Source organism: Xanthomonas sp. NCPPB 1638 (assembly GCF_041475635.2).
GTDB classification, from domain to species: domain Bacteria; phylum Pseudomonadota; class Gammaproteobacteria; order Xanthomonadales; family Xanthomonadaceae; genus Xanthomonas; species Xanthomonas cucurbitae.
In genome coordinates, this window is the sequence record NZ_CM192984.1 from 3,414,408 (window position 1) to 3,434,463 (window position 20,056).

General features: G+C 64.0%; 26 protein-coding genes. 5 read left to right on the forward strand and 21 right to left on the reverse strand.

Translation table 11 applies throughout. The annotated features are described in order from the left end of the window. Window positions 1-25 precede the first annotated feature (25 nt). From ACCQ13_RS14730 to ACCQ13_RS14810, 17 genes are all read right to left on the reverse strand, one after another. The gene (locus ACCQ13_RS14730) at window positions 26-1,051 is read right to left on the reverse strand and encodes a major capsid protein (RefSeq protein WP_159408008.1); all 1,026 of its coding nucleotides are present in this window, start codon (window positions 1,049-1,051) and stop codon (window positions 26-28) included. A gap of 33 nt (window positions 1,052-1,084) precedes the next feature. Beyond that, window positions 1,085-1,450 (reverse strand): head decoration protein, encoded by a 366-nt coding sequence (locus ACCQ13_RS14735; RefSeq protein WP_159407429.1) that lies wholly within the window; start codon window positions 1,448-1,450, stop codon window positions 1,085-1,087. 10 nt (window positions 1,451-1,460) lie between these two features. After that, window positions 1,461-2,756, reverse strand: coding sequence for a S49 family peptidase (locus ACCQ13_RS14740; RefSeq protein WP_159407430.1), 1,296 nt, complete (start codon window positions 2,754-2,756; stop codon window positions 1,461-1,463). Beyond that, the gene (locus tag ACCQ13_RS14745; RefSeq protein ID WP_159407431.1) at window positions 2,753-4,378 is read right to left on the reverse strand and encodes a phage portal protein; all 1,626 of its coding nucleotides are present in this window, start codon (window positions 4,376-4,378) and stop codon (window positions 2,753-2,755) included. Before ACCQ13_RS14745 ends, ACCQ13_RS14740 begins: the two co-directional genes overlap by 4 nt. Next, the gene (gene gpW / locus ACCQ13_RS14750; protein WP_017162927.1) at window positions 4,378-4,593 is read right to left on the reverse strand and encodes a gpW family head-tail joining protein; all 216 of its coding nucleotides are present in this window, start codon (window positions 4,591-4,593) and stop codon (window positions 4,378-4,380) included. The genes ACCQ13_RS14745 and gpW overlap by 1 nt, the downstream gene beginning before the upstream one ends. Window positions 4,594-4,730: 137 nt before the next feature. Then, a complete protein-coding gene (locus ACCQ13_RS14755; protein ID WP_159407432.1) occupies window positions 4,731-5,807 on the reverse strand; it encodes an XRE family transcriptional regulator in 1,077 nt (358 codons plus the stop codon). Continuing rightward, complete coding sequence (locus ACCQ13_RS14760) at window positions 5,807-6,415, reverse strand: hypothetical protein (RefSeq protein ID WP_159407433.1); 609 nt, start codon at window positions 6,413-6,415, stop codon at window positions 5,807-5,809. Before ACCQ13_RS14760 ends, ACCQ13_RS14755 begins: the two co-directional genes overlap by 1 nt. Window positions 6,416-6,753: 338 nt before the next feature. Next, a complete protein-coding gene (locus tag ACCQ13_RS14765) occupies window positions 6,754-7,704 on the reverse strand; it encodes a BRO-N domain-containing protein (protein ID WP_159407434.1) in 951 nt (316 codons plus the stop codon). Next, window positions 7,701-8,099: a hypothetical protein gene (locus ACCQ13_RS14770; RefSeq protein ID WP_159407435.1), complete on the reverse strand. Its 399-nt coding sequence runs from the start codon at window positions 8,097-8,099 to the stop codon at window positions 7,701-7,703. The genes ACCQ13_RS14765 and ACCQ13_RS14770 overlap by 4 nt, the downstream gene beginning before the upstream one ends. 318 nt (window positions 8,100-8,417) lie before the next feature. After that, complete coding sequence (locus tag ACCQ13_RS14775) at window positions 8,418-8,984, reverse strand: hypothetical protein (RefSeq protein ID WP_223214343.1); 567 nt, start codon at window positions 8,982-8,984, stop codon at window positions 8,418-8,420. Between the two features lie 53 nt (window positions 8,985-9,037). Further along, window positions 9,038-9,406, reverse strand: coding sequence for a hypothetical protein (locus ACCQ13_RS14780; RefSeq protein ID WP_159407437.1), 369 nt, complete (start codon window positions 9,404-9,406; stop codon window positions 9,038-9,040). Further along, on the reverse strand, window positions 9,407-11,356 hold the full coding sequence (locus tag ACCQ13_RS14785) for a phage terminase large subunit family protein (RefSeq protein ID WP_223214344.1): 1,950 nt from the start codon (window positions 11,354-11,356) through the stop codon (window positions 9,407-9,409). A gap of 103 nt (window positions 11,357-11,459) precedes the next feature. Further along, complete coding sequence (locus ACCQ13_RS14790) at window positions 11,460-12,041, reverse strand: hypothetical protein (RefSeq protein WP_159407438.1); 582 nt, start codon at window positions 12,039-12,041, stop codon at window positions 11,460-11,462. A gap of 340 nt (window positions 12,042-12,381) precedes the next feature. Further along, on the reverse strand, window positions 12,382-14,793 hold the full coding sequence (locus tag ACCQ13_RS14795) for a DUF5906 domain-containing protein (RefSeq protein ID WP_159407439.1): 2,412 nt from the start codon (window positions 14,791-14,793) through the stop codon (window positions 12,382-12,384). Further along, window positions 14,794-15,174, reverse strand: coding sequence for a hypothetical protein (locus ACCQ13_RS14800; RefSeq protein WP_223214345.1), 381 nt, complete (start codon window positions 15,172-15,174; stop codon window positions 14,794-14,796). Window position 15,175: 1 nt separating this feature from the next. After that, complete coding sequence (locus ACCQ13_RS14805) at window positions 15,176-15,757, reverse strand: DUF8585 domain-containing protein (RefSeq protein WP_159407441.1); 582 nt, start codon at window positions 15,755-15,757, stop codon at window positions 15,176-15,178. Further along, window positions 15,754-16,050 (reverse strand): hypothetical protein, encoded by a 297-nt coding sequence (locus tag ACCQ13_RS14810; protein WP_223214346.1) that lies wholly within the window; start codon window positions 16,048-16,050, stop codon window positions 15,754-15,756. Before ACCQ13_RS14810 ends, ACCQ13_RS14805 begins: the two co-directional genes overlap by 4 nt. 68 nt (window positions 16,051-16,118) lie before the next feature. Here ACCQ13_RS14810 and ACCQ13_RS14815 point away from each other — a divergent pair, with 68 nt between their 5' ends. Beyond that, window positions 16,119-16,391, forward strand: coding sequence for a hypothetical protein (locus tag ACCQ13_RS14815; protein WP_017163184.1), 273 nt, complete (start codon window positions 16,119-16,121; stop codon window positions 16,389-16,391). A 116-nt stretch (window positions 16,392-16,507) separates the two neighbouring features. Here ACCQ13_RS14815 and ACCQ13_RS14820 read toward each other — a convergent pair whose 3' ends face one another. From ACCQ13_RS14820 to ACCQ13_RS14830, 3 genes are all read right to left on the reverse strand, one after another. After that, on the reverse strand, window positions 16,508-16,780 hold the full coding sequence (locus ACCQ13_RS14820) for a hypothetical protein (RefSeq protein ID WP_159407442.1): 273 nt from the start codon (window positions 16,778-16,780) through the stop codon (window positions 16,508-16,510). A 102-nt stretch (window positions 16,781-16,882) separates the two neighbouring features. Beyond that, the gene (locus ACCQ13_RS14825; RefSeq protein ID WP_159407443.1) at window positions 16,883-17,215 is read right to left on the reverse strand and encodes a hypothetical protein; all 333 of its coding nucleotides are present in this window, start codon (window positions 17,213-17,215) and stop codon (window positions 16,883-16,885) included. Beyond that, window positions 17,215-17,418, reverse strand: coding sequence for a hypothetical protein (locus ACCQ13_RS14830; RefSeq protein ID WP_159407444.1), 204 nt, complete (start codon window positions 17,416-17,418; stop codon window positions 17,215-17,217). Before ACCQ13_RS14830 ends, ACCQ13_RS14825 begins: the two co-directional genes overlap by 1 nt. A gap of 106 nt (window positions 17,419-17,524) precedes the next feature. Here ACCQ13_RS14830 and ACCQ13_RS14835 point away from each other — a divergent pair, with 106 nt between their 5' ends. Next, window positions 17,525-17,779 (forward strand): hypothetical protein, encoded by a 255-nt coding sequence (locus tag ACCQ13_RS14835; RefSeq protein WP_223214347.1) that lies wholly within the window; start codon window positions 17,525-17,527, stop codon window positions 17,777-17,779. A gap of 114 nt (window positions 17,780-17,893) precedes the next feature. Here ACCQ13_RS14835 and ACCQ13_RS14840 read toward each other — a convergent pair whose 3' ends face one another. Beyond that, window positions 17,894-18,115: a transcriptional regulator gene (locus tag ACCQ13_RS14840; RefSeq protein WP_159407445.1), complete on the reverse strand. Its 222-nt coding sequence runs from the start codon at window positions 18,113-18,115 to the stop codon at window positions 17,894-17,896. An 82-nt stretch (window positions 18,116-18,197) separates the two neighbouring features. On the opposite strand from ACCQ13_RS14840, the gene ACCQ13_RS14845 reads away from it, so the two are divergent. The 3 genes from ACCQ13_RS14845 to ACCQ13_RS14855 all read left to right on the forward strand — a co-directional run bounded on the left by ACCQ13_RS14845 (window position 18,198) and on the right by ACCQ13_RS14855 (window position 20,023). Next, window positions 18,198-18,725, forward strand: coding sequence for a helix-turn-helix domain-containing protein (locus tag ACCQ13_RS14845; RefSeq protein ID WP_159407446.1), 528 nt, complete (start codon window positions 18,198-18,200; stop codon window positions 18,723-18,725). Between the two features lie 281 nt (window positions 18,726-19,006). Continuing rightward, entirely contained in the window at window positions 19,007-19,402 is a 396-nt protein-coding gene (locus ACCQ13_RS14850; RefSeq protein WP_208800379.1) for a YajG family lipoprotein, read from the forward strand. Window positions 19,403-19,615: 213 nt separating this feature from the next. Beyond that, window positions 19,616-20,023, forward strand: a complete 408-nt coding sequence (locus ACCQ13_RS14855; RefSeq protein WP_159407447.1) for an Lcl C-terminal domain-containing protein — start codon at window positions 19,616-19,618, stop codon at window positions 20,021-20,023. The last annotated feature ends 33 nt before the right edge of the window (window positions 20,024-20,056 follow it).

A 20,056-nucleotide genomic window follows, 5' to 3' on the forward strand; every position in this document is an offset into this window, starting at 1 on the left:
GCGTGTGGCGGTTTCAGCAGGCCTTTTAGGTGCGCTTGCCCTTGATGAGGGTCTTGGGCCGGGTGCAGTAGCTCAGGGCGTTCATCTGCGCCTCCAGCGCCCGGCCCTTGCCGTTGGGCGTGGGGTACTGCTTGGCGTAGCGCGGCAGACCGATGGTGTTGACGGTCTCTTCGTAGTCCGCCGGCGCGTACACGGTGCGCCACAGGCCAGGAGTGCCGATCGGGAAGATGTGGCACTTGTCGGGGTCAACGAAGGCGGTGTTCCCCACCTTTCCGCGGTAGTTCTCCCAGATGATCCCGCCGAACTCGAACACGCCATACACGGTGCCGGCCGGGGTGACGTAGCCCTCGCGCAGCACCTGCGCCATCGGAGTGCCGGTGTAGCTTTCGCGCACTTCCGGGTGGGACAGCAAGTCGTCGAAGAAGGCGTCGCCGCAGAACGCGTGGATGGCACCGACCGGCACGCCACCCAGGCCATCGGCGATCTTGCGGACAACTCCCGCCACCTTGCGCCGCAGCGCGCCACTGCCCGGGTTGGCGTTGTCCAGATCGAAATCGACCTCGGCCTCCGGGACGACACCGAATTCGTTGAACAGGTCGTACAGGACGGTGCCACCGGCATTGACGATCAAGCCCTTGATTGCACCCACGCGCTGGAATTCCAGCGTGGGGTCCAGCTTCCACTGCACATGCTGGCGCAGGCGCGCGGTCACACGCTCCTGCACGCTTTCCAACTGGTTTGCCTGACCGAAGGCGCGGATGTTCTGCACGCTGTCGGCGGCGATGAAGTCGTCCACCTGGTAGTGCGGTACGACCAGGCTGCGTGCCTTGCGCTTGTCCGGGGCAAAGGTCTGCCCAGGGCCGCCGCGCGGCGTGGGATCGACGAGACGCAGCTCGCCGCCGTCCTCTTCGACCAGGATGCTGGTTGTCGGGACGCCCTCTTCCTCCCAGCCAGCCACCTGGCCTGCACGGCCGGGGATGAACGGGACGTTGTTGATGGCGTCGGTGAGGGAGATGACGCTGAAGGCGTCACCGGCGAAAACATCGGACATCAAGGGTGCGGGCATGGGTATAATTCCTCGTAATCAGCGCAGGACGATGCCCAGCTCGGCGAGCTGCGAGATCGCGGTGGTTTTCTGTTGGGCGGTGATGTCGTCCGGCCAGATCAGCGCTTCGGCCTTCACTTCGGCGTTGCGCTTGATGACCACGATGGCGACATCGGCATCGGTTGCATCGGTGGTGGCCCAGAGAACGCCAGCGGCGTCTTCGACACCCGTGGCGAGCGCTGGATCCAGTGCCAGGTACTTGCCGGACGCAGTGGCCACGCCAAGAACGGTGCCGGCGACGCAGGACTGGCCTGCGGCAAGGATCTCGTTCTCGCGCGAGTAGGTGCCGGGGGCTTCCGACAACAGGAAATCGCCCGTGCGGTTCAGTTCGATCATGGTGGTCATGGGCGGCTCCTTACTTGGCCGGGGATGCGCCGGCCTGGCGGCGGCGGTAGATGTCACTGGTGGACAGGCTGGCGACCTTGTCACCACCGCTTTCGCCGGGCTTGGCGTGGGCGGCGGCAGGCGGCGCATCACGGCGCATGGCATCCAGCGTGATGCCACGGTCCTGCGCGGCCTGCAGCAGCGTCATGGCGAAGGCCTCCGGCGTGGCGCCGCTGTCGATGGCGGCCTGCATCTCGGCATCGAACCCGGTGCGGGCCAGTGTCTGGATGCCGATGATTCGCGCACGCTCGGCGGTGACTGCGGCATCGGTCGCGAACGCGCGGCCGGCAGCTTCGCCTTCGTTGCGGGCGGCGGCGATGGCCGCGTCGTTGGTTGCGATCACGATCTGGTCGGCCGTCTTGCCGGCCGCCAGCGCGTTGCGCAGATCTTCGGTGGTGGAAACCGTGACCTGCCCGTTTGCAGTACTCATGGGCGTTTTCCTCTTCGGAGTGCTGGCGGAACCGGCCAGCTCGGCGATCACGGCTTCGAGTGATCCGATGCGATCGGCCATGCCGGCCTTGACCGCGTCAGCACCCAGCAACACGCCGCCCCGGCCGAAGTCGGCCAGCACGGTGTCCTCGGGCACATCACGGTTGCGCGCCACCGCAGTCACGAAGACCCCGGCGAGCGCATCGACGATGGACTGGACCTTGCCGCGCCCTTCGTCGGTCTTGGGATCCAGCCGCTTGTCCGGCGATTGGCTGGAGACGATCTCCAAGGTGCGGACGCCGGCTTTAGCATCGCGCTCGCTGGTATCCAGGTAGGACATCACCACACCGATGGAGCCGACCATGCCGGTTTCGGCGATCACCACTTCGTCGCAGGCGCTGGCCAGCCAATAGCCGGCCGAGGCGGCCAGGTCGCCCACGTAGGCAACGATGGGCTTGCTGCCCCGCGCGGCATGGATGGTGTCCGAAAGCTCCCCAACGCCACTGGCTTCACCGCCGGGCGTGTTGAACTCCAGCACCACGGCCTTGACGTAGGGGTTGTCGAGCGCGGCCTGCAGGTCGGTGGCCAGCACCTGCGTGCTGGTGGCACCGGAGATGGCGGTGAAGAGGTTGGCGTAGCGAAACACCGGGCCAATGACCGGGATCACTGCCACGCCATCGCGCATGGTGACGCTGCGCGCATTGTCCAGCGGGCGGCCCAGGCGCGTCTGCAACGCCTGCGGGTCACCAGCACGCTCCGCCACGCTGAGGATGGTTTCCAGCGACTCGCGCTGGATCAGCCAGGGGCGGCTGGCCGCGAGGTGATAGGCGTCGCTCATGCCGCGTCCTCCGGGGTGGGTGCCGCGTCGTCTTCCGGCCGCTGTCCGTCGGCCATTGCCGGTGCCGGCGGCGTGGTCGCGGCGGGCGCATACAGGCCATCGGCGCGGCGACGGTTCACCTCGCGCACGCGCTGGGCATACACGGCGTTCCAGTCCTCGCCGTTCATGGCCGCAGTTTCCATGGCCTCGTTGCTGACACCGATCTCGATGCGGGTTTTGGCCGCACCGGCCTCCTTCTGCTCGTCCATCGAGCCACGCGCCGGGCCGATCCATAGGGCGCGGGTCCAGGCCCGACGACGAATGGGATCGCCATAGCCGGGCAGCACCAAGCGACCTGCAGCGACTTCCTCGTCGATGTGCAGCCCATACAGCGGCTGGCAGAACTGCTGCACCAGGTACCACCGGCGCAGATTGAAAAAGCGCCAGGCCTCCAGCATGGCGGCGCGGGCGGCCGAGTAGCTGCGGTCGAACTGCAACATCAGCACATCGAGCGGCAGCTCCAGCGAGGCACCGATCTGCTTCACCACGGCGGTGAAGAATGGATCGAAGTTGACGTTGGGACGGTTGAGCGCCTGGCTGGTCGCCTTCTCGCCGGGGGCAAGGTCCACCACGGCGCCGTTGCCCAGTGCGATGTTGGGCTGACTGTCGTCCGTGCCGAACAGGCCCAGCGCGTTGCCTTCGGCATCGGCCAGTTCCTTGTCGCGCTCGATGAAGACGGTGAACATGGCGCTGATGACGGCGGCCATCAGCTCCGCATCGCCGTAGCGCTCCAGCTGTTTGAGCGGCTCCAGCACCGGCGCAAGGTACGGCGCACCGCGAACCTGCCCTGGCCGCTCCTTGTCGTTCCACACATGCAGCACACGGCGGCGGCCAGTCTCAGCACCGAAGTAGGCGTAGAAGCTCCACACCGCCATGCGCATGTCCACTCGGTCGCCGGGATGCGTGTTGCGGATCCAGCAACCCACCGGCGTGGCGCCTGTAATGGAAATGCCGTCGATGCAGTTCGGGGTGTCGCCGGCATCGTTGGGATTGCTGATGCGGTCAGCCTCGACAAGCTGCACTTTCAGGTCGGACACGCCGCCATGGCGCCGCTCCTGCGGCGTCAGGACGAACACGTCGCCACTGGACATGGCCGACAGCAGCGCGAGCGCTTGCAGGCCGTAGATGTCGAGCGCAGCCTCGGCGTCGCACTCGGCCGGATCTTCTGCCCAGCGCTCCCAGCTGGCACGCAGCACGGCGCTGTAGCGCTCGGCCTCGTCGCTGGCGAGGCCCAGGGCCTCGTGGTCAACCGCCGGCCGGCAAACCAGTCCGGTACCAACGATGCTGGTGCGGCAGCGCATGAGTGCACTGCGGGCAATGGGCGCGTTGCGCATGGCATCACGGCTGCGCGCGCGCAACGTGGTCAGCTCATGGCGCTCCAGGTCTGCCGAGGCGCTGCCCACTGGGGCCAACCAGCTCTGCAGGCTGCGCAATGTGCGCGAGGCACCACGCCAGCGGGTGCCCTGCACTTCGTCTGCGCTGGCGGCAGGCGGCGACACAGCGGCACTGAGCGCCGCGCGCACGGCGCGGTCCTGGCCCAGGGCGGCCTTCAGGCGATCGGCAGCGACGGCAGCGGAGGCCATCAGCGCGGCACCACGTAGGTGATGCGCCCGCGGCGCGTGGCCTTGCCACTGATCGTGCGACGCAGCTCGGCGATGTACGCCTCAAGTGCGGGCAACTCGGCCTTGGTGTACTCCACGCGCCGCTCGCCGAAGGCGAGCGACACCGTCGCCTTGCCCAGCAGCAGCTGGTGGCGGACGGCGAGCGCTTCGTCGAGATGTTGTTGCGGTGTGGGCATGGGCATCCAACGGCAAGGTCACCAGGGCCCGAAACGACAAAGCCCCGCACGATGGCGGGGCTTCGCTGGTCGCGGCACCTCGCCGCTGACCTATTCTTGGCATGCAATGTCTAGACGCAACACGTCATCGCAAATTTCTACTTCACAACACGCAGCCGGGGCGCACTGGGACGCAATTCGATTCCGTACATCCCGTTTAGTTCGTCACGCTGCATGTGCAGTAGCCGGGCAAGATCATCAAGGCTGTAACCAAGCTCATCGACATGCGCCCGGATGATATCGCTCATCACGGAGGGCTTTTCTGCAGGAACAGCCACCTCCTGAGGCTCCTGCCGGCGGTATCCCAGCGCACTCATCTGCCTCCACAGGGAAGTGTTCTGGGAAGTGGTGAGGCAGCCAAGCGTGCGGGCGCGGTAAATCAACGATGCCATGGAAACACGCCAGATCGGCTTGAGAGCGGCAACACGCGCCAACGTCACGCCGCTCGTAAAGGCCGGCATGATGTCCTTTGCAGGCATCAGCAACTCTGCTGCGAAATCATCTGCCTGCTGCTCCATCTCCGGCGTAGGCATCCGATGCATCACCGCATGGCCCAACTCATGGGCCAAGGTGAAGCGCTGACGGTCACCAGGCATCGCACTGTTGAGGAAGATGCACACAGGAAGCCCCGGCGGCTGCAAAGTGAGGCCGTCTACACCAATGCTTTCAAACTCACACGGCAGAACGATCACACCAGCCCGCTCGACCAGCGAAGTGAGGTCGAGAAGCGGACCACTAGGAACACCCCAATGACGCCGTACCAATTGGGCGATCGCGGTTCCACTGCCGCCATAGGCGTCGACATCGAGGCTCGGAAACGACAGTTCCGGCTGGTGATCCATTGAACCCAACAGGCGACGCAGATGCATCAGCCGGATGTTGATATCTGCCTCAAGCTGATCGATAGAGCGCGCACCGACGCTCGCGCGTTTGCGATAGCTGATGCTCACCGGCACACCGAATACCGGATCCGTCTCATAGAACAACGACGCCGGAAACGACAGAACCTGGGCAAGACTCTCCACCAACTCGGGCGTGGGCTGCATGATCCCCGCCTCCAGCTTGGATACCGCAGCCTGACTGACGCCAGCTGCGACCGACAGCTGCACTTGGCTGAGCCCCCTTGCCTGCCGCGCGATCTTGATGATGGACGCGTTGGCAACTGAACTATTCATTACGTCTTCTCAGCGGGCGTTCTGTCGAGGGCGGCGGATTTTACGCGAACCAGCGAGCGGCGGTGCTCTGGCTTCGGCGCGACGGGAGCCACGGGCGCATCCGGCATCTCAACGACCTGAGAGCTATCGAGGCGATCAAGAACGGAGTACTTCCAAGCGACGCGGTTGCCATTACGGGCAACCACCAGGATGTCCTCAACCGACGTCTCCGCCTCATTGAGGACATAGCTGACCTCCACCCTGGACAGCGAATCAAGCCCAGGCAGCGTTGGCTGCTCGGGGTCGTGAAACTCGATTGCAGCCTGAGTCGGATAATTCCTTGTGTACCCGCGTTCGTCACTTCGCTTGAAGCGGAACAGCAACTCATCTCCCAGCACAAACAGGAAGCTCTCATTCTGCCGATGAATCCTGACATGCAGATCGAAAGAAAACTCCACATGTGCCCTACACGTCATCTGCTCCCAGATGAAGCCAGCGCGTGTCCGCTTGCAGCGCCACACGCCGCTGTATCCACTGTCCATCCAGTCAGTCCATGCCCCAAGCACGATGTCGCGCAAACTGGTCAGATAGGGGCTAAGCAGGGCCTCAACGCGAGATTGATCAGCCATCGCAAGGACTCATGTGGATTTGATCTCAAAATATAACCATATTTATTCGGACACCGCAAGTCCTTGGTGTTTGGCTGCGCGGCGATCAATATGCCGACGTCCCGCCCTCCTCACTTGCAAGGTGCCCCGTCATCCGGCCTGGACGCTGGTACAGGCGCGGCTTGACGCCGTTGCGGCGGCGCTCGACTAGCCGCCATCCAAGGCGGCGCAAGAGGTGGCCCACGCGCGTCTGCATGCCGTGATCGCCGGCCGGGATGCCGAATTCGGCGCCAGAAACCGAACCAACCGGATATTGCTGTCCTTCATTTGCGCCCACTGTTGGCATTCCGTCGCGGCGATCATCGCACGCCGCCTTCGCACCCGGCTGCGGCCCGCCATGCCTGAATGCATTCTCCCAACCAATTTTCCATGGTCTTTCCGATGGGCGGGTGCTGTTGGCCGAGCGGGATCAGGAACGTGCTCACATCACGCTGGCGGGGTTCTCCGGGAATGCGGTAGCGGTGGCGGCTTTTGAGCATGCCGCCCACGCCTGTGAGCGCGGCGACGAAGACGTACTGCGGTACGCGCTCGCGGCCGGTGCGAACGGACCAACTGGTGAAAGCGGCGAAGGCGTCGTTGGACAGCACAGGAATGTCCGGCAGGCCAAGGCTGCCGTCCAACCAGGCAGCGCGGAACTCCTCGGCAGCCTGAAGCGCGGCACCGCGACGCAGCTCGCCGGCTGATGCGGGATCGGCCAAGGCCGGCGCCACGTCCGCGCCCAGCTCCTCCTGCCAGTCCACGCCGGTGTGCCGACGCGCGCACATGTAGGCGGCGCGCATCGCCTCGCCCGGCGGCACGCGCATCTGCCGAGCGGTGCGCAGGGCTGCGCCGAAGATCCTGCTGGCTGAAACCAGTACGTCTGCGCGGTGCTGGGGCGCCATCGGCATGGGAGGCCGCTCGGCCTCCGCGACGGCATTGCTGGGCAGGCTGTAGGTGCCGGTGCGCCGCAGCGCCGGCAACACGTCGTGGGTGATCCAGCGCTTGAAGCGTTTGGCTTCGGGCTTGCGGCTCGCGAGAGTCAGAGAGTACAGGCCGGGCTCGTTGACTGCTGCCACTTGCTGCTGACCGCCAAGGGTGTCATTTGAAATGACACCCTTCTCGTCTTCATCAAGTCGTGTGAGTGCCTGACGGCTGTTCTTGACGCCCAGACACTCACACACATCCAGCGCCACGAACCACGGCAGACCGGCGTCATCCTCGACCACGCGCACCGCGCGTCCCTCGAAGTCGAACGGGGTGATGGCATTCATGCGGCGACCACCTCGGTCTCGATTGCCTCGTAGAAAGCCGTGGACAGATCCATCAACACTGCCGCGACGAAAGCGCCACTGACTGCATTGAGCGGCTCTTCTACCCCAACGGAATGCATCACTTGCCGCGCGGTGATAGCCAACAGCTGCCCGGCATAGAACGCATCGGCCACTGCACAGCCGTCCGGAATCACCAATAGGCCGTCGGCGCAACTGGACAATGCCACTTTGAGTTGCTTCGTGGTGCGCGGCGGCTGGTTAGCCGCAGGCTGAACCAATGCCGGCGCGACGGCCGCAGCGATGCGGGCGATGGTGTCGGCGGGCAGTTCGGCAGCGGCCAAGCGGATGGTGTCGTGCAGGGAAGCGGCGCCCTTGCGGGCAGCAGAACGACTCATGGCGATCTCCTCATGTCAGATGGAGTCCGCCGTCCCGATTCCAAGCGAGGCGGCGGACGGTACGCGGTTGGAATGCCGGCATGAGGACCGGTGGGCCTTGCGGCCCCCGCGCACCGCCCGCCATGGAACTAGCTGGCATGCGCCACCGGCCTGGGCCGGCAACAAAAAAGCGCCGGCATCGACAGATGGGCGCTGGTGCGCCTCATGGTTCGGGATTCCAAGCCCGGCTGCGGATTTGGCCGCAGCAGAGATGATGCTGCGCGCAGCCCGGGCGAGTGTCAAGCGGGGGATTGCCACCGCCCTGGCTCACAGGCTCGCTTACATGGACTCCAGCTCAGCGTGCGCCTTGGCCTTGTCCCACTCGGCCTTTGATTCGTCCGTGCCTTGCGGGGCGCGCATTTCGATGGACTGCACGTTAACCATCCAGGCAGTCATGACAGCATTTCCTTCCTCGGCATCCTTCTTGGTCCGCTTACCCTTCTTGAAGTTGGCGTACTGCCCTTTGCCATGCTCAAGCGCTTGGGACACACAGGCTGCAACCGCCGCCCTGTCCTGCCCCCCTTTCTCGACACGAGCCTGCGCATTGGCAGAATCAGTTGACGCCAACTGAGACATGCGATCGAGCATGTACTGCGTGCTCTCTCGCCGGCCATGGCCCACTGCATAGATACGAGTATCCATCTCGATGCGCGTCCGCTCTTCCTCGCTCGCCAGTCGGTCCTTGAGACTAGCCGTTGAAGCGGCACCTGATAGCTCCGAAGCCATCGCTGAGCAAGTAGTCCTTTGTGCTTCGAGTTCCACTGCCAGCTTCGCCGCGCTGCTCACCACCTGGCCATGGGCAGACGCCGCTGCCGAACCCACAACGAGTGCCGCCACTAAACCCATGTTCCTTTTCATCCCCTGTCCCTCTGACTGTGGAAGCAGAATGGTACTGCCGATTACGCCACCTCGCTCCCCAGCGAGAACGACAGTGCCCCGGCCACGAAGGCATGCGCGGAAGCCAGGTAGGCGTAGTAGCTGGCCCGGCTGATCCGCAGCCCCAGCCGGGCCATGCGCGCGAGGCGGTCTGCCTCGCTCATGCCGGCCAGGCAGTATTCGGTGCGCAGCACGCGCGCCTCCTTCCAGCGGCCGGTACGCTCCATGTACTGCACGATGGATTCCACTCGCATGGCGTCCGCAGCAAGCAGCGCTACCTCCAACGGCTCGATGCGTTCGGTGCCGGTTGATGTTGCCCGCTGTACCTGTTCGCCAGCGACAGCTGCAGCCCAGGTGCGCAGCTGGTCATTGAGGGTTTTGTCCGCCGCCACTCAGCGCACCCCCGAGCTGCGCACACCACGCCGGTAGCGCGGCGGCGGCATATGGAGTGTTTCACGGGAATCCTGCGAGGCTGGTTCGGGAATCAAAGCGACCGAGGTTTCACGGGAATCATTGCTGCAATACTCCACCGCCGTGGCGCGCAAGCGCGCATCGAGCACATCCCAGTCCGCCTTCCCGAACCGGTGAAGACGCACTTCTGGATGGTGAGCTGCGGCGTACGCATACACCCATGTGTCCAGGGGCTCGTTGCGCACCACGCGCTTCTCGAAGCGGTTTTTCACCGGGTTGTAGATCTCCGACACCAACCCCGGAAAGAACTCCTGCGGCAACTGGTCGCTGAAATGGACCAGCCGCGCGTCGGGCTGACGCTCGGCGTCGGCAGATAGGCGGCTGTAGAGGTAGTGCTTCGCAGCGACACCGCCTACGTGATAGATGGTGATGCCTCGTTTGTCTGTGCGACCGCGCCAGGTGACGTCTGCCAACTTGCCCTTGGAAAGGATGGGCGCGTTGTTCGGCTTAGCACCGAAGATGCACATGGACCGGGTGATATGCCGCTGACGTACGTAGTGCTTGACTGCCTCGGTGCGGTGACCGCCTGCGTCGATGGCGGTGGACAAGGGGCGCAGCAGCACGCCGTCTTCGCGCTCGATCGGCCGGTTCAGCAGGTCCGTGAGCGACACCCACACTCCTTCCTCGGCGGGATCGCCGGGCAATTCGACATAGTCCAGGGTCCAGGCGGCCATGCCTCGGCCCCAGCCAACGATGTGCACGGCCAAGCGGTTGTCCTGGGTATCCACACCAACGGTGATGGCGAGTACGCCACGCGGCGCGGTGCGCAGGGCATACGGTTCGGCACGGTCGGCGATGACGTTGTGCTTGACCGATCGCATCGACGGGTCTTCCCACGTTTCGGCCAGGCGATCGTTGATGAAGGTCTTGAGCGCGGCAGGGTCGTTCTGCGCATCCAGCCACTCACCCACCAAGTCAGCCCAGCGCGGCCCCAGGCCAAACTGGTAATACAGGCAGTTGATCGTATAGCCGCGGATGTCGGAATCCGGGTTGCCCGCCACCCAGCGGCCGGCGGCGATCATGTCGGCCTTGTGGTGCTCTTCAATCGCTACGCCGCACTCACTGCACGCGTACCACGCGTGCTTTGCATCCGGCGACCACACCAGACCGCTCCATGTGAGCGCCTGGAAGTGGCCACAGTGTGGGCACGGCACGTTGTAGCGCCGCTGGTCGCTTTTTTCGTAGAGCTTGGCGATGCGGCTGATGCCGGCGATGCCTGGCGTGCTGATGTACTGCCGCTTGTAGGTGGTAGGAAATGCCGATGTGCGTCCGTCGAGCATCTTGATCGGATCATCGCCGGTGCTGAGCTGCTGTGGTGCCTCGTCGATCTCGTCGACCTGCAGGTACTTCACCGTAGTGGACTTCAGCCGTTGCGGGCTGCCCATGTGCTCCACGTAGAGCTGACCACCGGCGAAGTCTTTGAAGGTGCGCTGGTTGGCACTGTCGCGACTGGCCGTGCTGCTGAGCGCACGCCGCACGGCAGGGCACACTTCGATCATGGGGTTGAGTTTCTGGGCGATCCACTTGTTCATGGAAGCCTCGCCCGGCAGCGCATACATGATCGGAGCGGGTGCGTAGTCCATCCAGTAAGCCATGCTATTGGTCGCCAGCTGGCTTTTGCCGAACTGGATGGGGAACATGCATACCTGGATGTGCACCGGGCTACGAGCGGACATGTTGTCCATCGGCTCGCGCAACGGCGGGTTGCGGTCGGTGACCCAGCGCCCAGGCTTGCTGCTGCCCTTGCTGGACAGGCGCATGTGCTCGTCGCACCACTGCGACACGGTCAGCGGGCGGCGCGGCTGCAGCGCACGTGCAAGTACCGCATTGATACGGAGAGTCGCCGATGTAATCAAAGGGTAACCTCGCAACGACGCACCGGCTTCAGCACGATACGGATCGCACGCACTGAATCGGCCTCCATTCGGCGTTGGCTGGGAACGAGGCCGCAGCAAGTCAGCTCGTTGTCCGATCTCACCCCTCCACCTCCGCCGGCTTGGTGGCTGATCGAAAGCCGCGACTCATCTCTTCCAGCGCATGGGTCAACTCGTCCCACAGCAGCTGCCGCACCTTGGCCTCGTCGGTGGCGGCGGCCAGCTGCGGGGCGAGCGTGTCGGGGATGCGCTCCAACGCTACGCGCAGCCCCGTGCCCGCTTCAGAGATAGCCTGCTCCACGTCGGCGCGCGGCAGCAGATTGCCGAGTTCCTTGGCTAGCTCGATCTGCGCCAACTGCGCGTCGGCCTCCGCCCTGTCCGCCAGCGCCTTGGCCCTGCGCTTGGCATCGCTGGTCTGGGGCTCGTCGGACTCGTCTTGCTCGTCGCCGCCATCGCCTACCAGCGCGGCGCCGCGGGCCTCGGTGTGGCGCGCAGCAACGCCGGCACGCGATGGGTCCCGGGTCTGCTCGTACAGCGCCAGGGAAGCGCTCTTGAGGTAGCCCTTGCCGCCGTCGGCCTGCACCAGGCGACCGTTGCGCTTGAGCTCCACGATGTAAGACGGCCGGCAGCCGATGTAGGCCGCCAGCTCCTTGCCCGTCACTACCACATCGTTGTCCGTCATACCCAGCGCTCCACTTCTTCCATTTCTTTCAAGGCCAGCAGGACAGGAAAAAACGCGCGCGCGTGAGCGTGTGCGGCCTGTGCGGGGACATGTGCGGGACGCGCATCGCCTGAAACGCCTGTGGCAGTAGCGATGTGCGGGATGTGCGGGATGTGCGGGCACTCACGCACGCGGGAGAGGCATTGCACGTGTGCGTCTTGCGCGTTTGCCCGCGCGCCCGCGCCCACGCAGGAGGTAGAACGCCCGCACATCCCGCACAGGCCTACTGCCACAAGCATTTGGTCCCGCACAGGTTCCCGCACACTGTCCCGCACATCCCGCACATCGATAGGCGCAGTGGTCATGCACGCCCCTTGTATTCGTTGAACGCGCCGCGAAAGCCGACCACCTCGGTGCCCAGCCAGGCGGATTCGGTCTGGTCTTCTGGGCAGCTGGCATTGCCCAGCAACAGGAACCCATGCGGGCCGTGGCTGGTCTGCTCGATGAGGTAGCGCTTACGCGCGCGATCGGGATGCGTGATGCCGCGCTTGCGCACCAGCGCGTTGATGAACTTTGGCGAAGGCGCCGGCTTCACCCCCTCGCGCCCGCACCAGACCTTGTACACCTCGTACCATTCCTTCGAGGGCGCAGGCCGTGGCTTGAGCCCGGGAATATCCTGCCCATACAGTTCATCCAGGAACCGCTGTGGGCTGTCTTGCCCCAGGTTGATCAGCTCGGCTTTCGCTGCGGTCATCGGTGGATTGGTGCCGTTGGAAAAGTCACCGAGATCGATCTGCAAAAGGTAGTGATGTAGTGCCGCGGTGCCGCCGGCGCGGATCTCTGCAAGCACCTCCTGATAGAACTCCGCCTGCAGCTTGTCCGGCGTCCAGATCACGGCGTGGCGGCGATCATCTTCCTCGAGCACGACCGGCATCGCCTCGTTCGAGAGGAACACCAGATTGGCGTGGTTGTCTTCCTCGTAGGCCTGAATATTTTTCGGATTGATCCGGATACGGTCGCCCGTAATCAGGGCCTTCAGCTTGTTCTTGAGGTGGTACACCTCGGTGCGCGCAACTACTTCGTCGGCCAGCAGGAACAACTTGCGGCTGGCCCAGTCGTTGAACTTGTCCTCCAGCGCCGACTGGTCCAGCACACGGCCGTATTCGCCGAACAGCTTCATGTACTCGTCGAAGAACATGTTCTTGCCGGTGCCCTGCGGCCCGTGAATCACGATCGTCGATTTCATCTTGGCGCCCGGGTGCTGCAGCGGGTACGCCAGCCACTTGAGCACCCACTCATAGAGAATGCGCTGATTGGACTCGTTGCCGCACATGTGCCACAGCAGCTGCAACAGCTTGTCGCAGGTGCCCTCTTGCGGCACCGTCGGCCAGCCGGCGAACAGGTTGCAGGTGATGCCCGGTTTGCAGCCGGACGGGTCGAAGTCCACCTCTTGCACGCGCACAATGGCGCGTTGCGGGCTCTCCAGCCACGCACGGTGCAGCTCACGCCGTACGCACGCATCGCGCATGTCGCCCAGCGCCACCAGCATGTGCTCTTGGTGATCGAACACTGTGCCGCCCTGCCCGTACACCAGTGCAAAACGGCTCAGCAGCGTGTCGATGCTGTCGATCGGCTTGAGAAGGGCCTTCCCCGCGCCCCCGGTGCTGGGGATGGAAGCGACGCGTTTCTCTACCGGCGCACGCCACGACAGCTCCGTGATGCGAGCCTCCACCTGCGCACGCACCACGTGCAGCCCTTCGGCCAGGTGCAGGTCGTTGAAGTCGCTGACCTTGCGGCCGTGTTCGATGTACACCGCGCGCCGCGCGCCCTCTTCCGCGAAGACCGGCAGCAACGCCGCGCCGTGCACGTCGAGTGCTGCCGCGCTCGCGCCCAGCATGCCGGCGTTCTCGGCCTTGTGGTCTTCCCCGCAGGTGGGGCATGTCTTCGGATGCTCAGTGAGCACCAGACGTGACTTGCATGCACGGCACTTCTGCAGCACGTCGTCGTCGCCGCAGATCAGCACCTTGGTGCTGCGGTAACGCTTGGCCAGGGCGCTGGCCACCGGCATCAAGTTGCCGGCGTCGAAGGCCACGGCCACTGGGTAGCCGGTGGCCATGTGCAGACTGGCGGCGGTGGCGTAGCCCTCAGCCACCAGCAGTATCCACTGCGGCGTGCCGCCGATCAGGTGGAAATGCCCGCGCTTGGCGAGTCCCGCCGGCCAGAACTCCTTCACGGGCTTGCGCTGCTGGTCGGCCTGTTTGGCCGTGCGCAGCAGCTGCAGCCCGTGGATGGCGCCATTGCCATCAAGCAGCGGCACCACTGCGATGCCCGAGCCGCCGTAGCGCAAGCCGAAGCCCTGCACGCCCTTCGCGGTGAGGTAGTCCGACTCGCCATCGTGCAGCGCCTTGCCCCAGGCGCGGGTGGCGCGTTCGGCAGCCCGACGATTTTCCTCCTGGCGGGCGGCTTCTGCTCGGCGGCGGTCCTCCGCCAACCGGCGCTTCAGTGCCTCGCGCTGCTCGGCAGTGAACTCGCTGTCGCGCTTGCGCAGCTCCACCTTGATCGCGCCGTTGTCGTTACCACGCCAGATGCCGTAGGTGCCAACAATCAGCACATCCGTGCCGTTGGTCTGCAGCTCGTGCAACACATACCAGCCGCGCCGCTCGCGTGAGCCCTCCACCTTGCAGCGGACCATGCGACCGCTGGCGTCCAGGCTGTCGAGGATCAGGCCCGCATCGCGCAGCTGGCCAAGCACATCATCGTAATTCGCCAACATTCAGTAACTTCCAGCCGCGCTATCTACCAAGGAAACGGGGTCCGAATTACCCGCATCGGGGGTCGGCCAGGAGGACCCATCGCCCGGAGCTGAATGGTTTTCCGCCTCGTTCAGATTCAGCGCCCCGCCCTGCCCGCGCGCCCTTATCGTCGCCTCCCGGGGAGATGGGGCGCAGGGCAGCGGCAATTCGCTCTGCACTGCGTCGCGCGCGGCATCCTCGCGTCGCAGTCGCTCACGTTCGGCCAGGGCGTCCTCGCCAGTGAGCCCAGGCGTGTCGCCATTGAGCAGACGTAGTGCCTCGTCCATGTGCTGCCGCGCAACCAGGCTGATGGTCTTGCGGCCGGCGGGGTGTGGTGCCCGGGGCGCGCGGTAGATGGCCATCTCAAGCACCGGCCGCTCCGCTCTCGATGCCCTGACGCAGGGCGCGCTTCATGCCGATCACGGCGCCGATGACGTCGTCGCCCTTGCGGCCGATCTCGTCGGCGTACTGCCGGTCTTCGGGGCCGAACTTGCCATCTGCCACGGCCGGGGCCAGCGCGCTCACCAGCTCGCCGTACTCTTGAAACAGCGTGGCCACGCACACCACCTGCATGCCATCGTCGCTGGGCATCGGCACAGCCAGCATGCCGCGGCGGCGCGCCAGGTCCTGCTCACAATCGCTGCGGTACGGCTCCGGCAGGCTCAGCACCCACGCGTCCTCCAGATCTGCCGGCAAGGTCTTGACCGTGCCGTCCATGTAGCGGCGGAGCACCTGGGCGTTGTTCTCCATCGCCTTGATCAATTCAACGCCCTCACCGGTGCGCAGCTTCACCTGCCGCACGTCGGGCGCCGTTGTGGCGAGGTAGCGCTCGGCAACCTGCATGGCGAACGTGGTGTAGTTGCAGGCCGTGGCATCCAGCATGCGGCGGGTGTGGGCGTAGACCACCGACTGCCTGGGCGGCAGAAACTGACGGACGTCCTTCATGCGCCGGGACCTGCCTCTGCAGCACCATGCGCGGCATGCAAGGAAGCCCCGCCACTATGCAATTCAGTGCACTGCGCTGGTACGACATCCGCACCGGCGTCGGTGCCGTCGTTGCCGTCTTTTTTGTTCCCCAGCAGGCCGGCGCAGAACGCGACCAGGCCGGCCGCGGTCAAGACGATCGCAGCCGCGTTGCGGAGCATCCCCGGCATGGTTGAGGCAGCTTGCGCAGGCGCGCCCCGCTCCCACTGCTGGCGGACGCGATCAAGCACTAGCTCGTGGCTGGGCTTACGCATAGGTGCCACCCTCCCCGCGATATGCTGGAACCCCCACGGCACCAACAAAAGCCCGCAAGGAGGGCGACATGGAACCAACATACGAGCAGATCTTCGGAATCAGGCTGCTGGCGCACCAAGGCATCATGCAAACCATGCTCAGGAACTGGGGACTCCCACCCGAAGCGCTTTTGTCAGATCTGATGCGATCGCAAGAAGCCTTGATTTCTTCGATGCTTCCGCAGGGCATCACCGACGCACAGATCGAGGCCGTCAAGCAGGAATTCACGACTGCGGTCATCACTTTGAACGCCCGCATCGCACACCTACCGGACGAGCGTCCGGACCCAATTCCAGAGTGAAATTGGATTCATATGAAGGTGTCGACTTAGCAGCCGGAGCCGATGACTTTGCCCGCAGCTCTGCGCGGCTCGGTCGGCCCAACCAGTCTCGCACCAACACCCTCAGATTCCAGCGATCAGGCAACATCGGCCACCTCCAGGAAGTTGAGCGGCCAGCCCACGCGGCGGCGGCGCTCGGTGAGTGCCGCCCAGTCGTCGGCGGTCAGGCACAGGTCGGCGATATCGCCGTTGTTGTGGATCGGCAGGCCCACCAACGTGGCGAGCTCGCCCGCGGTCAAGGCGTCGTCCAGCGGAGTGATGTGGCGGGACACGTAGCACGTCTCACAGTTACTGCAGTGCGCCGACAGGTATGCTTCGGCAATTACGGCATCGGGAAGGGTGATCTGCATGGCGCAATTTTTCTGGCGCAAGACGCGAGCAGGCATTTTTCGCATCGCACATGCGGATGGCGGCTGGCAGGCGTGGTTCGAGGACGAGAAGCTCATGGGAACCTACCCCTCCCCACAGCACGCGCTGGACGACTTGGCCGGCGGATACACCGACTGGCCCTCCTGTGGCGACCCATCGGAACTCGGACTGCCCGACGATATCGACGCCTGGACCTGGCACAGCGACGCGCGATAGCGCTGGACCGCCACAGCATCGAGCAACGCCAGCGCAGTACGTTCGGCCTCACCCAGGCTCAGCCGCAGGCGCAACGCCTCGTCAGCGCGGCCACTGCTGGTGTCCAACGACAACCCCACCACGCTGGCATCAGCAGGCGGGGTCCCCACCGCACGCAGAACAACGCGCTGATACGCCGGATTCAACAATGGGCAGGGCATCAGGCCGCACTCCCCGCAATCAACGCAGCAGCCACCAACGACACACTGGTCAGCGCCAAGGCGCCATCAGCAAGCGGGGAAAGACCATCCCACTCATCCACCACATGCGTGCAGCCGAACATCTGTGCCAACGCATCTGCGTGCCGGCCTTTCCCTGCGCCTTGAGGTGCGTAGACAACAACAAAATGCGAAGCGTTAGACATGGACATGACCTTGGGCAAGCCGGACAAATTCACCGGCCGGAAAGGGGCCGCACCCCGGTGCTAGGCTGAGAGCCGCGAAACCACAACCCGAACAGCGGAGTACGACATGAAGGAAGAGATGCGAAACGCGAGAACCCAGCTGCACCGAACGCACGCAGACCTCGCGGTATTGCTGGAAGAATTCGGTGACGACCTTTTTGCAAGAAAAGGCTGGAAGGGCGGCCTGAAAGGACTCGATGCTGTGCACTACTACCTGGTGGTCACACATCACTGGACGCCCTCCCAGGTGCGGGGAATGTCGACTGAGGACATTCGCTTTGCATTGACCGAAGAGTTTCAAGGGTGGCAGCCGCAGAGATAGCAGCCGCATGTAGGGGGCAGCTCGCACGGGCTGCCTCCAACGCCAACAACCGGCTTCGCGCGGCATGCGCTTGGGCGACCAGCTCGGACAGTGAGGCGGTGGCGTGGTGAGACATCAGGCCACCTCCTGCACGTCGGTCGCGGCGCCGAAGACATCGGGCCGCAAACTATGACGCGACACCTTGGTGCAGGCCTCAATTGCCAAAACGTGGTGTGCGGCAACCGGCCGCCGCGCGGTTGCCCACTGAGAGACAAGCGCGGGATGTACGCCAAGGGTGTCCGCGAGCGCCCTCTGCCCGCCCGCTACCCGAATAGCCATCTGAATCGGAGTGTCCATAGTGCGAGCATAGCAACGCTATCTACGCATGTAAATAGCGTTGCTGATGGTTGTCCAAGGAACCTACAAATAGCATTGCTAAATGCCTAGACCAGCCAACCCTAAGACCCCAGAAGGCCACCTCATCACAGAAGCGATTCAGCGTTCAGGTCAGTCACAAGCCAAGCTTGCAGACGCGCTGGATGTCAGTGCGGGGTTCATTTCTCAGTTCGCTACTGGGCACAGGCCAGTCCCTTGGGACAAAGCCGAGCCCCTGGCGTCTCGCATCGGGGTCGCACCTGAGCAGATCAGCAGTGAGTACCGCCGACTTCAAGCCTACTTCGCCGAGTCTCACTCGCAGCGACTGGATGCAGAAATAATCCTGGCTGCGGTCGCGTACGCCAAGAAGATTGCGGGCTTGATGTCGGATGACAGCTTCAGTATCGAGCACAGGCCGCAGGAGTTAGCCGACGCAATCAACGCGACCTTGGAGATGAAGCGATTGATGGAGGAAAACAGTGAGCCTGAAGGACGAAATGGAAAAATTAGCCGAGTCGGTGGCGATGCGCGCCCAAAGGCGACTAGGCCAGAAATCGAGGCTGCGCGTGGTAGGACGCGAAAGTCTGCATAGAGAACTCCCGGGAGCGCCCCGAGCCTCCCCCTCTTCGCAAATGGATGCGATCACAAGGGAGGGTCACTACCGGATGATTCGGCACTATCGTCATTTCTGGGGTCGGTCCATGCAGATACTGATCGACCAAGCCTGCCTCCTGGTCGCTGGCATAGAGCAATTATCTGACGACGAATTGAGGCAATTAATGAGTGACATGGATAGAGGCATCGAATGTATCCGCGAGGACATTTCTTTTGAAGACGCGGGATTACTTCGACCGCTCACATAAGGAGGGAATCGTGAAAAAGATAGTTCTACTTGCAGCTGCCGTAATCTCCGGCTGCGCAACAAGCCCAAAGGGTCTCGAAAAGCCTGAGTTTTCGTCAACTTTTACAGTTGATGCTCCCTACCAACTTGTTCTTAAACGCATCGTTGAGGCTGACCGAGAATGCAGGCCCACGCAACTTGTACCCATTGGACAAGTAATCAATGACGTGCACAACTATCCCGACCTACGCGAAGCAAAGATAGTTCAGGGAGCCTCCGGTGTCGGCACCCAGATTTATGTGGTGATCTCGATAAAGGAACTCCAATCAAACCACAGTGAAGTGACGCTCTACGCGAGGACAGCTCGCGCAAAGCAATCGGCGCGCCTTCAGCGCTGGGCTGAGGGCGGCGGCGGCTGCGAATTTTGACGTAACTGCTCACAGCAAAACCATTCATTGAAAGATAGATAGCCTTGCTATTGACCGCCGTACATAGCTTAGCTATTATTTCCCCGTCAGCCCACAAAGCTGACGGGCGACCGGCGGGTCGTCCCTGCCGGTCAGCCCTCCCCGCTGCCCGGCAGCAGGCCCCTCCCCTGGCCTGCCTGACCTGCCGGCGCCCTCCTTCCTTCGGAGAGCGCCATGTCCAGCACCAGCACGCAACAGCCTCGCTTCACCCAAACCCATGGCGGCGTCCTGACCGTCATCGACGCCACTACCGGCCTTGAGTGGTCCGCCACGCCGGTTGCCAAGAATGTCAGCCACCACGCTGCCGATACGGCATGCGCCACCCTCGAACTCGGCGGGCATCGCGACTGGCGCCTGCCCACGCGGCAAGAGCTGCTCTCGCTGGTGGACCTGACCCGGCACAACCCCGCGATCGACACCACTGTGTTCCCCGGCTTTCCCTCCGCCTGGTTCTGGACCAGCGATCTTTGCGCCTGGTCTTCGGCGTCCGCGTGGTACGTCTACTTCGACAGCGGCAGCGCCGTCAACGGCCGCCGCGACAGCTTCGGGTTCGCGTTGGCGGTTCGCCGCGCCGGTCAGTAATTGGCCCTTTGCCGCTGTTTGCCTCCGCATCGC